This is a genomic window from Edaphocola flava, from assembly GCF_004118155.1.
Taxonomy (GTDB): Bacteria; Bacteroidota; Bacteroidia; order Chitinophagales; family Chitinophagaceae; genus Edaphocola; species Edaphocola flava.
Map to the genome: position 1 here is coordinate 143,310 of NZ_SAIQ01000004.1, position 15,032 is coordinate 158,341.

10 protein-coding genes are annotated in these 15,032 nt (G+C 42.4%); 6 read left to right on the forward strand and 4 right to left on the reverse strand.

Annotated elements, in window-relative coordinates; all coding sequences use genetic code 11:
- Positions 1 to 348 precede the first annotated feature (348 nt).
- A complete protein-coding gene (locus EMP01_RS12840; protein WP_161971335.1) occupies positions 349 to 2,868 on the forward strand; it encodes an outer membrane beta-barrel family protein in 2,520 nt (839 codons plus the stop codon).
- A gap of 750 nt (positions 2,869 to 3,618) precedes the next feature.
- Here the strand turns inward: EMP01_RS12840 and EMP01_RS12845 are convergent.
- Positions 3,619 to 5,391 carry an ABC transporter ATP-binding protein gene (locus tag EMP01_RS12845; protein WP_129021953.1) on the reverse strand — a complete coding sequence of 591 codons (1,773 nt, stop codon included), beginning with the start codon at positions 5,389 to 5,391 and terminating at the stop codon, positions 3,619 to 3,621.
- Between the two features lie 110 nt (positions 5,392 to 5,501).
- On the opposite strand from EMP01_RS12845, the gene EMP01_RS12850 reads away from it, so the two are divergent.
- Positions 5,502 to 5,732, forward strand: coding sequence for a hypothetical protein (locus tag EMP01_RS12850; protein ID WP_129021954.1), 231 nt, complete (start codon positions 5,502 to 5,504; stop codon positions 5,730 to 5,732).
- A gap of 81 nt (positions 5,733 to 5,813) precedes the next feature.
- The gene (locus tag EMP01_RS12855) at positions 5,814 to 6,350 is read left to right on the forward strand and encodes a hypothetical protein (protein WP_129021955.1); all 537 of its coding nucleotides are present in this window, start codon (positions 5,814 to 5,816) and stop codon (positions 6,348 to 6,350) included.
- A gap of 84 nt (positions 6,351 to 6,434) precedes the next feature.
- Here the strand turns inward: EMP01_RS12855 and EMP01_RS12860 are convergent, their stop codons facing one another.
- The 3 genes from EMP01_RS12860 to EMP01_RS12870 all read right to left on the reverse strand — a co-directional run bounded on the left by EMP01_RS12860 (position 6,435) and on the right by EMP01_RS12870 (position 10,553).
- The gene (locus EMP01_RS12860) at positions 6,435 to 7,220 is read right to left on the reverse strand and encodes a DUF3050 domain-containing protein (RefSeq protein WP_129021956.1); all 786 of its coding nucleotides are present in this window, start codon (positions 7,218 to 7,220) and stop codon (positions 6,435 to 6,437) included.
- A gap of 129 nt (positions 7,221 to 7,349) precedes the next feature.
- On the reverse strand, positions 7,350 to 8,903 hold the full coding sequence (porX, locus tag EMP01_RS12865; RefSeq protein ID WP_129021957.1) for a T9SS response regulator signal transducer PorX: 1,554 nt from the start codon (positions 8,901 to 8,903) through the stop codon (positions 7,350 to 7,352).
- 180 nt (positions 8,904 to 9,083) lie between these two features.
- The gene (locus EMP01_RS12870; protein ID WP_129021958.1) at positions 9,084 to 10,553 is read right to left on the reverse strand and encodes a poly(R)-hydroxyalkanoic acid synthase subunit PhaE; all 1,470 of its coding nucleotides are present in this window, start codon (positions 10,551 to 10,553) and stop codon (positions 9,084 to 9,086) included.
- A 327-nt stretch (positions 10,554 to 10,880) separates the two neighbouring features.
- On the opposite strand from EMP01_RS12870, the gene EMP01_RS12875 reads away from it, so the two are divergent.
- The 3 genes from EMP01_RS12875 (at position 10,881) to EMP01_RS12885 (ending at position 14,992) form a co-directional block, all read left to right on the forward strand.
- Positions 10,881 to 12,224, forward strand: a complete 1,344-nt coding sequence (locus EMP01_RS12875) for a serine hydrolase domain-containing protein (RefSeq protein ID WP_129021959.1) — start codon at positions 10,881 to 10,883, stop codon at positions 12,222 to 12,224.
- 33 nt (positions 12,225 to 12,257) lie between these two features.
- Positions 12,258 to 12,776, forward strand: coding sequence for a TlpA family protein disulfide reductase (locus tag EMP01_RS12880; protein WP_129021960.1), 519 nt, complete (start codon positions 12,258 to 12,260; stop codon positions 12,774 to 12,776).
- A 77-nt stretch (positions 12,777 to 12,853) separates the two neighbouring features.
- Complete coding sequence (locus tag EMP01_RS12885; protein ID WP_129021961.1) at positions 12,854 to 14,992, forward strand: protein-disulfide reductase DsbD family protein; 2,139 nt, start codon at positions 12,854 to 12,856, stop codon at positions 14,990 to 14,992.
- Positions 14,993 to 15,032: the final 40 nt, after the last annotated feature.

Genomic DNA, 15,032 nt, shown 5'->3' on the forward strand with positions numbered 1-15,032 from the left:
ATATGCCCATTACGGCTTTCTATGGGGGCAGGAGATGAGTTTTGACTCTTTACGGCATCATTAGAGCAGCATTCGGTAGCGGGGCAGAAAAGATGGTCCGATAGTATGCAATCGGCAAGCGAAAAACAATTGAAATGATATACCACATGGTATATCATTTTCTGTTTACGGGCTGTAATTGAGAGCCTACATTCCTGTTTACCGAGCGGTTAACCACGTTCACCGAAGCACTGTTGATGATAAGCTCTTGATGCCGATACCTTTGTGCAACAAAAGAACAAAATCCCCCAGATGGGGGTACAAAAAAGAAAATACATCAACCTAATTTTGTACCGTAAATTCCTAATTATGAAGACTCTTCCACTGTTAATAACCGTTGCCGGCAGCCTTAGCATATCCCTGGCTCAGGCACAGACTACTACACCTCAGATCTCCGTTCCGACTGTAGAAGCGGCCGATGTGAGTGCCGTAACGGTTACCGGTACTGTATTGGATGCCAATACAAAACAACCGGTAGAAATGGCCAATGTCGTATTGACCGGTGCCGATAAAAAGCAGTACTTTGCCTATACCGACGAAAGCGGAAAATTTGCTATCGAAAGCGTACCTAATGGTGCATATAAACTCTCTGCCTATTTTGTCAATTATAAAAACTTTGAGCAGGATGTAGCGATCAGTTCCGGCACTTCAGATGTAGGGACTGTTAACATGACTACTTCAACTACACTTAAAGAAGTGACGGTTACTGATTTCAAGAAGATAATCGAACAACGCCCGGATGGTATCAACTACAATGTAGAAAATGACAAATCCAACCAGGGTACTTCGGCTACCGATGTACTGCGTAAAGTACCGATGGTAACCGTAGATATGGAGGGTAATGTACAACTGAGAGGTAACAGTAACATCAAAGTACTGATCGATGGTAAGCCTTCTGAACTGATGGCTTCTTCTGTAAAAGATGTACTGCGCCAGATTCCTGCAGATAATATCAAAAGCATTGAAGTACTGACCAGCCCTGGTGCCAAATATGATGGTGAGGGTGCTTCCGGTGTCATCAATATCATTACCAAACGTAAGCTGGTTAAAGGTTTGAGCGGTACCATATTTGGTGCACCAAGCTATAATATAGACCGCGACCTGCTGATGGGCCATGTTGGTGCCAACATCAATTACCGTCAGGGTAAATGGGGGGTGAATACCAGTTTCGGTTTCAGCCGCTGGGCTATGGTGCTGGACAGCAAAGGTGGCCGTACCGACTTTCCGGGAGAGGCCAGAGAAAGCCGACTGGATCAAACGCAGCACATGCTGGGTTATGGTAATTTTGGCTGGAGCAAATTAGGTGCCGATTACCAGATCGACTCCCTGCAATCTATCCAGGCCAGTGTAAATTATAACCCGGGTACCTGGAACCAGGAGATGAAGACTACGATGGCTTATCCGGCAAGCAATATCAACTTCGCACGTGATATCGACCAGAAGAATCCTAGAAACACAGTAGGGGTGAATGCAGCCTATTCTAAGAAATTCAAGAATAATCCTAAACGTACTTTAGATGTACTGGTGGCGTATTCTGCACAGTCGATGAATGCTGGATATAACCTGAATAGTACAAATCTGGTCTCTAATAATATTGATTATAAAGAGGTTAATGATAATAAAACTAAAAATAATGAGACTACTGTACAGGTAGACTATGTAGAACCATTGAAAGGCAAAAACCAGAAACTGGAGTTCGGGGTTAAAGCGATCAATCGCGATATCTCCAGCGATTACTCCCTGGAAAAATGGACGAGTGGCCAGGCTGACTACGTACGGGATCCTCTAAGAACCAACCGCTTACAGTATAACCAACTGGTAGGTGCCGGTTACGGACAATTCACTACGCCTTTGAGCAAAAAGATAAGCATGGTTGCTGGTGCCCGTTACGAGATTACCCATATTAACGGTAATATCCGCGATAATAATGGAGGTGATTTTACCCTGCCGGTATTCAACAACTTCCTGCCGAATGTGGTATTCATGTACGATCTGAAGAACTTCAATAAACTGAAGCTGAGCTATAACAAACGTATCGAGCGTCCGTCTATCGAATTTGTAAATCCTTATATCGATTACAGTGACACTTTAAACTGGAAACAGGGTAATGAAAGGCTGGTACCGGAAAGAACGCATAATATTGAACTGGGTTACAGCACCTTTATCGGTCGCTCCAGCATTAACCTGACTGCCTTCCACCGCTATACTGATAATGCAATTGAAGCTACTACAAAAGTAGATCCGAATACAAGAATCAGTCTGACAAGCTATGGCAATATCGCCAAATCAAACATCAGCGGTCTCGACCTGTTTGCGAGCAGTACCTTCTTCGGTAAACTGATGATCAACCTGAACGGTAGTGCTTATTACAAACAACTGAATGGTACAATTATTGATAATGGTACAAACATTAAGATTAAAAATACTGGTTGGGAGGTAAGAGGTAATGCTTATGCCAACTATACGATCAATGACAAGTTCAGCCTGAACGGTTTCGGTATGTTGAACGGTAACCAGGTGCAACTCCAAGGTAATCAAGGCGGATGGTACTACTACTTCATCGGTGCGCAGATGAACATCCTGAAAGGTAAAGGTACAATCGGTGTTGCTGCAGAAAACTTCCTGACGGCTAAGATCAATATCCCGACCACTTACCGTTACCAGAATGCTACATATGATATGATGACTACTTATGTAGGTCGTGGTGTAAGACTGAGCTTCAACTATAACTTCGGTAAAATGCAGTACGGTAAAGAAAAAGCCGTTAATAACGATGACCTGAAGAAAAACAACTCTGGACAAATGGGCGGAGGAATGGGTGGAAACTAGTCTTCCCTGATACAAAAAAGAATCATACCTTTTTTCATACAATCCCTTTTATTTTCTAGGCTGTCTCAATTCTTTGAGACGGCCTTTATTTTTTTTTAGATCTGAAACCGCATTAAAAATGCATGAAATTTTAAGGCGTAAGTTTCACAACTTGCGCCAGAAGGTAGCCGGACGATAAGATCACAAAAAATAGCTCCATTTCACAATGCTCAGTTAGCATAACGAAATGGAGCTATTTTTACACTCAGACTTTTTACTTTTGAATTTCTTAAACTGACTATCCACATTTAGTCAACTATTTAACTTGTCCTTTTGTCCGGCAACAAAAGGATCAAAAATGCCTTTGTTTTCATCAAGGCGATTGCGGAGCACCGCCATTTTGTACCGTTGCGTGCATTGATCGTCTGAGCTTAACGTGTGATGCGTTCGCTGCTCAACGATCGCATCTCCACTCCAAAATGGCTATCGCTGTGATGAAAACAACAAGCAATCCGTACAGTACAGATCGCTCGAAAGGCCTTATAAATCCGGCGTTAAGAAAATCATTGGATTGGTCGATAAAGTCGTAAACCACTGTCTGAGCGCAGCGAGTATGGTTAGCGACCGACCGACACATTGATTTTTAGCCAGGGATTTATACAGCCTTGATTTTTTGGCGGTACCTTTTGCATCAAGGCAAAAGGTAGCCATAGAAATTAACGCGAGGAAAAAGGCAAATCTTTGTTTCCTGTAAGCGGATAATCAATTTTCTTAATTTACCTGGTATTGGTACAGGTCGTAGTAAAAACCTTTCCGCTGCATGAGTTCCTCATGCGTACCTTGTTCTGAAATTTTGCCATCTTCCAGTACCACGATCTGGTCAAAATCCCAGTTCTTGAATATACGATGGGTAATGATGATCACCGTCTGATCTTTTAATTCCTGTTTCAGGTTGCGCAGTATAGCCTGCTCCGTGGTGGTATCTACTGCCGAAATAGAATCGTCCAGGATCAGTATCTGGTGCGATTTCAGTAGTGCACGGGCAATACTTACCCTTTGTTTCTGACCTCCGGAGAGCATTACTCCTCTTTCGCCCACTACTGTATCGTATTGGTCTTTAAGCCCCAGAATGTCCTTATCTACATGCGCCAGTTGAGCAGCATGCTTGATCTGCCCTTCGGAAATATGATCCTGCGCAAAAGCAATATTATTAGAGATGGTATCCGAAAACAGGAATACCTCCTGAGGTACATAGCTGATCTGCTGACGCAGAGATTCCAGTTTCCATTCCTTCACATTTACATGGTCGATGCTTATCGTTCCTGCTGCCGGATCGTACATGCGCAACAACAAATGAGCCAGGGTAGACTTGCCCGATCCGGTTTTGCCCAGAACAGCTACCTTTTGCCCGCGTTTAATATTCAGAGAGAAATCAGACAATGCTTTAATGCCGGTATGTGGATAAACAAAATCAACATGCTGGAAACTAATATCACCTGCCATTGCTGCTGCACGGCCATCTTCAGGAGAAATAATGTCTGGCTGCAATTGCAGGAATTCATTAATGCGTTTTTGAGATGCTGCGGCGCGTTGTATCATAGAGCTGGTCCAGCCCAGGGTCGATACCGGGAAGGTGAGCATGGTAATGTAGAAGATAAACTCCGCAATATTACCCACCGTAATGGTGCCGTCAATTACTTTCATACCACCCATCAGGATAGTGATCAGCAAACTGATGCCGATGAAGAAGCTCATTAATGGTACATACCAGGCTTCCGTTTTGGCCAGACCAATCGTGCTTTTACGATACGATTGTGAGGCATTTTCGAAATTCTGTTGGATGTCTTTTTCCTGCACAAATGATTTTACGACACGGATGCCGGAAAATGATTCCTGGGCCAGCGAAGTGAGTTGTCCCAGCTCGGCTTGTATCTTACTGCTCTTTTTGTTGATTACAGAATTGATACGGATCATACTGAAGGCCAGCAAGGGTAAGGGCATAAGGGAGCAGGCTGCCAGCATAGCATCTACGCGAAACATACCCCAGATAGACAGTGCTGTCAGTACAATGAAGTTCATTGTGTACATAATCGCCGGCCCGGTGTACATGCGCACACGGCTTACATCTTCCGACATGCGGCTCATAAGATCGCCCGTACTGTGCGATTTAAAGAAGGCTGTGCTCAGCTTCTGGTACTGATTATAAATCTCACTCTTCTGATCATATTCTATATGGCGGGACATCACGATAATGGTCTGCCTCATGAAGAACATAAAAATGCCACGGATCAGCGCAAAGGAGATCAGCAGTAAACCACTCACCATAACCATTTTCATAATGAGGGTTACATAATCCTGGCTCAGGGCGGTATCCTTTACCAGTCTGTAAAGATTGATGTTGCTGTATACCTGGTCGATGACCGTCCTGATAATTACCGGTGGCAGGACCGCAAAGAGATTGGATATAGTTACAAACAGAATGCCTAAACCGAAACGGAGTCTGTACTTGAAAAAATATTTATTGAGCGCCTTAAGTTCTTTCATCTTGTGTTTAATAATACTTTCACAAAGGTACGTTCCTAAAGTCTTTTGGTTTTGCTAATTTTGTATCATCATTCTATATCAGATAAATCAATATTCCCGTTAAGTAAAATATGAAAAAGAGTATAAGCCTGATCCTGGGCGTACTTATCTGGAGCAGTTGTTCCAAAACATCAGAAGATAAAATGTATACCCCGGAAGAGGCAAAGCACGTACTGGATTCTGCCAAGGCAGAGCGGATAAAATCGATACAGAAAGAGTCGGAGAAAGATCTGGCCATCCGCAGAGAAATTGAATTAAAACCGATGATCGATTCGCTGAAGAAGCAACAGCATAAAAAGTAGTTTAACCATTTTCTAAATAGCCCAAAGCAATTCCTGCCGGGCTATTTTTGTATCTAACCAACTCATTAAAAAACGCTACACATGGGCACCGGTAATCAGTTAAAGAAAATTGAGTTTAAGCAAAATGATCTGAAAAGGGGTATACCTCTGGCTGTGATTTATTTCGTTGCCGTATTTACGATTTGCTACCTGATATTTGGGGGCATAATAGGTATGGCAGATGCGGTGAACAATTTCGGTAGTGCAAAGGGAGTGGGGCTTCTGGTTGGATTGGGTTTTCTGGCTCCGTTCTTTGTGCTGCGGCATTTTGTAATGCCTAAAAACACAATCGAATTTTATCCGGATAAAATAACCATATATAAAAACAAGAAAGAGGAAACCGTAATTTATTATAGCAACATCGCCGCAATGCAGCTGAATGTAAGCAATATGAACCAGTTGGATATAATGGATGGACAGCAAAATATACTATACCATATTCAGCCCCAGAATAAACTGCAGGTTTTGGAGGAGACCGTTTCAGAAATTTCAAAATATATTGACCTGCAAAAGCAAAAAGGCAGTAAACGTTATTTTGGAAAGAGCATAGAAACCTGTACCTATATAAGAAGAAGGTAAGGCTGTTTTTACAACAACATATAAATAAAGGAGTCCGTATACAGGACTCCTTTATTTATAATCTTGATTTATATCAATTCTGGCTTAAACCAGGTTCTTCTTTTTTGCCAGTTCGGCATAGGCACCATCCCATAAACGGATGCGGCTTTTCAGCGATTCAATGGTAGCCTGTTCTGCCTCTGCCCATTGCTGCTCATCAGTACCGCACAGGTTACTGGTCATCTGCAGGGCCAGGTGACTATGATGGTCGCCATCCACCTCGATATGGCGCTCCAGGTAATATTTAAAGATAGAGATACTCTCAGGCAGGCTGCGGTACATATCTTCGATAATTGCATGGAACATGCCCGGGATCAGGTCTTCACGACCAAAGGTAAAGATTGCAGATTGCAGATATGCCTTATTGCTGTTGATAGTATCAAAGGTGAAATTAACGAAGTCTCTGGCTTCCTGTGGAGTATGAGCTGTATCGAAAGCGGCAGTAAAGTCTTTTCCGGCTTTCAGCGCATCCAGGAAGGTATGTATTTCTGTGGTGTCAGCACCGCATTGTTCCATCGCATCCAGGTACAGTTCAAAATGGCTTTTCTTATTACCATCCTGGTCTATATCCGATTCTTCTCCGGCCACAATTTCATTAATCAGCTGACGGGTTTCACCATCGCCCACCGGGAACCATGGAATACTGGTACAGGTAAGGTTGTTCTGTAATGCTTTCAGTAAAGACATAAAGTCCCATACCGCATAGATATGGTAGCGCATAAATACGCTGAGGTCTTCAATATTTTCAATCACAGAGTATACCTTATGATTGATGATCTGATCGCGATAGGGCGCAGAAGCTTCCTGGATTTTCTGGATATGTTGATGCATTATAAAAGCCCATTTTAGCAGGCGCGGCAAAATTAAGTGTAAAAACATTGCCACACGTTTTTTTTATGAAAAAAAGGATGACCAGCGGCCATCCTTTACCATCCTTTACATATAGAAAAGAAATATTGTCTATCTGCTGCTCATGCGCACAATCGGCACAATCACTTCTTCAAGACTCACCCCTCCATGTTGGAAGGTATTCTTGTAATAGTTTACAAAGTGATTATAATTGTTTGGATAGCAGAGGAATACATCTCCCTTCGCAAAGATATATTTAGAATTTACATTCGGTTGTGGCAGGCCAGCCTGCTTAGGGTTGGTGATGTCAAATACATCCCGGCTTTCGTACTGCAGGTTTCTGCCATGCTTGTATCGCAGGTTGGTCGTCGTGGCCCGGTCACCCACTACTTTGCTAGGCGATTTAACCCTTGTCGTTCCGTGATCTGTAGTGATGAACAGCTGAATATTTTTATCAGCAATTTTCTTCAGTGCGCGGTACAGGGGAGAGTGTTCAAACCAGCTGGTGGTAAGGGAGCGGTAAGAAACCTCATCGCTGGCCAGCTCTTTAAGTACCTCCATTTCCGTACGGGCATGAGAGAGCATATCTACGAAGTTATACACGATTACCGTCAGGTCATTCTGCAGGTAGTTATGGATGTTATCTTCCATAGATTTACCGTCATCATTATTCGTGATTTTCAGGTAATCCCACTTAAGATTGTCTAATCTGAGTTTCTGTAACTGACCTTTTAAGAATGTTTTTTCATGCAGATTTTTGCCACCATCTTCATCGTCGTTCTTCCACTCATTAGGATATTTTTTCTCAATCTCCAGCGGCATCATACCCGCAAATATTGCATTACGGCTATATTGTGTAGAGGTGGGCAGAATACTGAAAAACATATCTTCATCTTCCGTGCGGAATTGCTCATTGATGATTGGGGCAATCGTTCTCCACTGATCGAAACGAAGGTTATCAATCAATACCACGAAGGTAGGTCTATCTTTGGTCAGGTATGGAGCGATCTTGTCGGCAAATACATTGTGCGACATGATCGGGATATCCTTAGTCGTTTTATTGATCCAGTCCAGGTAATTGCGGGATACGAATTTGAAAAATTCGGTATTGGCCTCCACTTTCTGGCTGTTGAATACCTCCAGCATTTCCGGACTGTCACTTTTGCTCATTTCCAGTTCCCAGTATACAAGTTTTTTATACAGGTCCTTCCATTCACCCAGATCAGGGTTAGAGTTTAGGGTCATAAACAGGTTACGGAAATCTTTCTGGTATTCCGTAGTGGTCTTTTCAGAAACCAGTCGCTTGCCGTCAAATATTTTCTTTAAAGAAAGTAATACCTGGTTTGGATTTACCGGTTTGATCAGGTAATCAGAAATCTGGCCGCCGATGGCCTCTTCCATAATATTCTCTGCCTCGTTTTTGGTTACCATTATAACCGGCAGGCTGGGGTAGAGCGTTTTGATCTGGCTCAGGGTCTCCAGGCCGGTCATACCGGGCATACTTTCGTCCAAGATGACCACTTCTGCCTGATGGCTTCTCAGGTGTTCCAACGCATCGTAACCATTCGTAAACGGGGTAACTTCGTAACCTTTATTTTTCAGGAATAATATCTGCGATTTCAGTGATTCGATTTCATCATCGACCCAAAGAATATTTGAATTCATATAGTTGTGGATTGTTTTCTTGTTTTATAGCTTATAGACGTTAAATATCAAACATTTATTTTACTTTAAGTACTAATAAAAATACAAAATGCCAGTATTCACCTATATTTTACAAGCCTGTAACGAAAAAAGCCATTCCGGAGAATGGCTTTTCTGCTATATGATATAAATCTGTAAAGACTATTTTTTGGTTACTTTCTTAGCGGCTTTACCTTCCACTTCAGCACCTTCTTCTTCTGTTTCAGGAATCTCATCGCTTACTTCCAGCATTTTTTCCAGCTGGCGTACTTCTTTCTTCAGATCATAGATCGTTTTATATAACTCATCCAGTTCTGATTTAGTCGCAACCGGCATACCAGCCAGCATTTTTTCGGACTGCATATCCATTTCTTTACGGATCTTCAGTTGCAGTGAGCTAACTTCAGCCATCAGCTGGCTATACTCATCGCTTTCGAACAGAGATACATATACCTGGTCTCCAATGTTTAACCACTCTTGATATAAAGCAGCAATATTGTTGATCTCAACACCGTTTTCGATCTTTCCGGTAATATTATCAGCCAGAGACTCGATTACTTTCTGACCTTGCTGATATACCATGAACTGCAGTTCTGCATTTTTGATATTGTAGATAGCAGTCTTATCCAGGATAGAAGACCATTCGCTTGCCGCTTTGGTAAACTGGTTAGGAGTAGCCATTTTAGTGAATGGAGCAGCAGACTCGCTCAGGTTTTGCTGCATCGCCTGGTACATATTCGTCATAGCAGAAAATACATTCTGACCGCCAAATGGATTCATACCATTCATTGCTTCAGTAGCCTGCTGGTAAAAACTACGGCCTTGACCTGCAGCATCTTTTACATACTGGCTCATCATTTCAGTAGCCTGTTGCATGTAATTGCGGCTTTCGTCTGTATTGAAACCGAAATAGTTGTTCATCAGTTCTTTGTATGCTTCAAAGTTGAACGCTTTTTTGAACTGCTCAGCGTTGAAAGATTTGTCCTGGATAGATTTCCAGAATGGCAGCCACATTTCGTAAAATTTGCTGAAGCCAGACGTTACATTCATCATATTAGAGAATGCATCTTTGCTATTGTTATGCTGAAAGTTCTGAGAGAACTGAGAGAAAGATTGTTTCAGCAGATCGTTATACTGACCAAAGATGCCGTTCCAGTCAGACTGACCGTTAAAGCTGTTCATCGGGCTGAAAGACTGCATCAGGTTCATCCAGTTATTTGCAGTCTGGTATTTTTGAAACCAGCCATTCCAGTTGTTCATCATTTCCATTGGATTGAACTGGAACATTTTGTCAGCTGATGGAGTATGTTGTTTCATGAAAGACTGGTTTGTTTCCCAGGCTTTTTTAGCCATTTCTACCTGGTTGTTTAACCAGTTTTGGTAAAAGGTACCTGCTTTTTCCATTTGTTCTTTAGCATTATTGGTTACCTGTTCTACTTTTTCTGCAGAACCGGAGAATGCTTTTTTCTGCTGCTCTAGCCAGTTTTTGTAGAACTCTTTACCCTTTTCCATGTTGTCGTTTACAAACGCATTGTTCTGGGTAGCCTGTTTAGTGGTTTCTACCATATTGTCCACCATTTTCTGTTGTGCTTCCAATACGGTTTCTACAAAATTTTTGTTTTCTGATGCCATAGCTAATAAGTTTTTTAATATGAATAATGTGGTTAAGTATCAAAATGAATGAGGCAAAAGTATTATGGTTTTTTTTAATAGGCAAACAGATCAACGTTAAATCTATATTTCTTTTTAATTTATTTAAATATGTAATATGTAAATGTTTTTATACTAATAACTATCAAATTTTATAAATATATAATAAGTAAATTATAAGCTATTTAGCTTATAATTTATGCTAAAATTTAATATTCCCTTCATTTGCAGTAAGATATGTTCATTATGAAGAAAATCTTAACAGTTAAAATATCCCCATAACGGGGAACTTTTATATCTTCGGAAGCTATGAATTCTTTACTCCCTGACCCAATTAAAATTTCAGTACTGGCCGGTTTATTATTCGGCGCTACCATTACTCAAACATATGCACAAAACCTGGACACGGCAAAGCTGAACCAGTATTTTGCCACCCTGGAAACAAATAATAAGTTCATGGGATCTGTTGCCATAGCTAAAGATGGCAAAGTCCTGTATACCAGATCTGTAGGGTATTCCGACGTAGATCAGAAAGTACCTTTGCAGCAAAGACCTCATCTGCATATCGGTTCCATTTCCAAAATGTTTACAGCAACGATGATCATGCAGGCGGTGGAAGAAAAAAAGCTCAGCCTGGATACTAAACTGTCTGCATATTTTCCCAAAGTAAAGAATGCAGATCAGATCAGTATAGATCAATTGTTACGCCACCAGAGCGGTATACATAACTTTACCAGCGACGATGACTACCAGAAATGGTATACACAGCCTCAGGCTCCTGGCGCAATGCAGCAGCGCATTGAGGGTCTGGAAAGTGATTTTGCACCAGGTGAAACAACAAAATACAGCAATACCAATTATGTATTGCTCAGCCTGATCCTGGAAAAAATATATAAAAAGCCATATGCCGATTTGCTGAAGCAGAAGATTGTTACTCCGCTGGGGCTGAAAGACACTTACTATGGCGGCAAAATAGATACTAAAAAAGGAGAAGCATACTCTTATAATTATACTAATCGCTGGGAAAAGGAAGCCGAGACAGACCCTTCCGTACCCTTAGGGGCAGGTGGGGTAGTATCGACACCAGCAGATCTCATCCGTTTTGAGGAAGGTATATTCAGCACAAAGCTGGTGAAGCCGGAAACGCTGGAACAGATGAAGACCAAAAAAGATGTATTTGGTATTGGTATGTTTGCATTTCCTTTTAACGAAAAGCAAGGCTATGGCCATGATGGCGCTATTGATGGCTTTTCTTCAATGGTCGGCTATTTCCCGGACGACAAGGTCTCTTTCTCCTTTATATCCAACGGAAGTAATTATGTCAATAATAATATCACTATCGTATTGTGTCAGGCTGCCTTTCAGCAACCTTTCGAAATACCTGTGTTCACTACCTATGCCGTTACCGAAGCAGAACTCGCACAATATGAGGGCGTATATGCCGTAGAAGGGGCACCGATGAAGATTACGTTCAAAAGGGATAAAGATGTACTGACCGCACAGGCTACCGGGCAGCCGGCCATGCCCTTGACCGCTACTGCCAAGAATCAGTTCAGCTTTGAGCAGGCGGCGGCTGTATTCGAGTTTGATCCCGCAGCAAAAACCATGACGCTGAAGCAGGGTGGTGGCAGCTTTACCTTTACTAAAGAGTAAACTATTGTATACAACAGGAATTAATTAATATAAATGAAGAAGATTTTTGGTCTGGGCATCTTAATGGCCACTGCGGCGAGCCTGCAGGCACAGAAAAAGCCCGAAGTGATGAAAACAGGTTTCAGCAAAGAAGCCCTGACCCAATACGTATATACACCTGGTGGCGATTCCCTCACCATGGGCGATGTATTGAAGAAGCATAAGAAAGAAACAGTAGTACTCGATCTCTGGGCCGGGTGGTGCAAAGATTGTATTGCCGTAATGGAGGAAAGCAAGGCTTTGTCTCAGAAATACCCCAAAGCGGCCTTTATTTATTTGTCACTGGACCGTTCCGATAGCGCCTGGAAGTCCAGTATGGCGAAGCATGGACTGGCAGGAAAAGAGAATTATTGGTTTAAAGCCGGCTGGAAAAATAAGTTCAATAATTACATAGACCTGAACTGGATTCCAAGATATATGGTCTTGACTACCAAGGGGAAAATAGGAGCATACTACATTGTAAAACCCGATGAGCCACAGCTGATCGAACTGCTGGAGCAAAGCAATAAGTAAAATGGCATGACCAAGTATTAAATTTATTTTACTAAATTGCAAAACCAAAAAAATTACATACCGTTTATTTTACATTAATGAAAAGAATTCTATTCTTGTTCGCGGCACTCTTGTTCACCGTCGCAACTCAGGCCCAGATCGTTAAAGACCCTACTAACTGGTCTTTCGAAGTAAAAAAGAAAGGTGATAATAAATATGACCTTGTCTTTAAACTGAAGCTGGCTGAACACTGGCATATCTGGTCCTTCAACCCTGGTGGTGATGGATTATTAGTGCCACCTCGTTTTAAATTCAATCCGAATAAGGATGTGAAAATAGTAGGAAAGACTTCTGAAAACGGTAACAAGATCAGCAAAGATTTTGACGGAGAAGAAGGTCTGGAGCACTACTTCGAACATAATGTAAGCTATATACAGTCTGTAGAGGTTAAAGGCAATACGAAAGTAGCCGGTACATATACATACCAGGTTTGTGATGAATCACAATGCTTACCTCCTAAAACCAAATCATTTTCTTTTGATATCACAGATGCTGTTGCCGTAAACGATACGACCAAAACCGATGCAGACACCGCGGGTAGCGCTATGGCTGCCGCCGGTACTGATACCGTACAGGACCAGCCGGCAGCTTCTGTGGCACAAACGGCCGCACCTGCAGATAAAGATGCGGATAAAGATAAATCCAAGTCTGATGGCAATGGTGACAACAAAGTGATTCCGGAATCGCTGTGGATGATCTTCCTGGCAGGTCTGGGTGCCGGTCTGGCAGCAGTAGTTACACCATGTATCTATTCTATGATTCCGATTACGGTAAGCTTCTTTACCAAGAAAGTGTCCAGCCGTTCTCAGGGGCTGAAATATGCATTGGTATATTCTCTTTCTATCATTATCATCTTCGCAATACTGGGTATGGCTATTACGGCTATTTTCGGGGGCAATGCGCTGAACAACCTGTCGACCAACTGGATCGCCAACCTGTTCTTCTTCGCTGTATTCCTGATCTTTGCCTTCTCCTTCCTGGGTGCGTTCGAACTGACTTTACCTTCTTCCTGGACCAATAAGATCGGCTCTAAATCCAATGCCAACAGTTATGGTGGTATCTTCTTTATGGCACTGACACTGGTTATCGTGTCTTTCTCCTGTACTTCTGCCTTTATTGGTGGTATTGCCGTACTGGCGAGCAAGGGTGGTCGTGTAGGTCCGCTTGTAGGCTTCTCCAGCTTCGGTCTGGGTATTGCTTTACCATTTGCCTTATTTGCGATGTTCCCTTCTTACCTGAAGAACCTGGAAAAACCAGGCGGATGGCAGAATGCGGTAAAAGTAACTTTAGGTTTTGTGGAGTTAGGTCTTGCCCTGAAATTCTTATCCAATGCCGATTTGTCCAGAGGATGGCGTTTACTGGACCGCGAGATCTTTATCGCGATCTGGGTAATCCTGGCTATTTTACTGGGTATCTACCTGTTGGGTAAGCTGCGCTTCAAACATGATTCAGAACTGCCTAAAAATCACTTTGGTGTAGAATACCTGGGTGTGCCTAGATTATTACTGGCCTTATCTGCACTGGCCTTTGCCGTATACCTGATTCCGGGTATGTGGGGTGCTCCGCTGAAAGCAGTGAGCTCTTTCGTACCGCCAATGGGTACACAGGATTTCATCATAGGTAGCGGCGGTAGTACTGCTGCAGCTGGCGGGCATGATGGCCTTGATGGTATAAAACCGGTAAAATTTGTAGACAAACTGGCGATTTATGAGCCGGAAGTAGCTAAGAAATATGGTCTGGTTACTTTCTTCGATCTGGAAGAGGCGAAAGCCGCAGCGAAGAAACTGAACAAGCCGCTGATGCTGGACTTTACAGGCATCAACTGTATCAATTGCCGTAAGATGGAAGGCCAGGTATGGTCCGATCCACAGGTGATGAAGATGCTGAAAGAAGACTTCGTGATTGTTTCTTTATACTGCGATTTTGACGGAGAAGTATTGCCGGAAGCAGAACAGTATGATTCTAAAATATTAGGTGCAAGAGTAGTAACGGTAGGCGATAAGAATGAAGATTTCCAGGCTACCCGTTTCAACTCCAATACACAGCCTTACTACTTCTTCATTGATGAGAACGATGTACAGCTGCATCCTAAAGGATACCAATACGATCCTTCTGTGTCAAAATTCATACAACACTTAAATGAAGTGAAGGCCAAATACAAAAGCCTGCATCCTTAATACAAACTGATTACATAATGATGTTGCCTGTCTGCCGGTC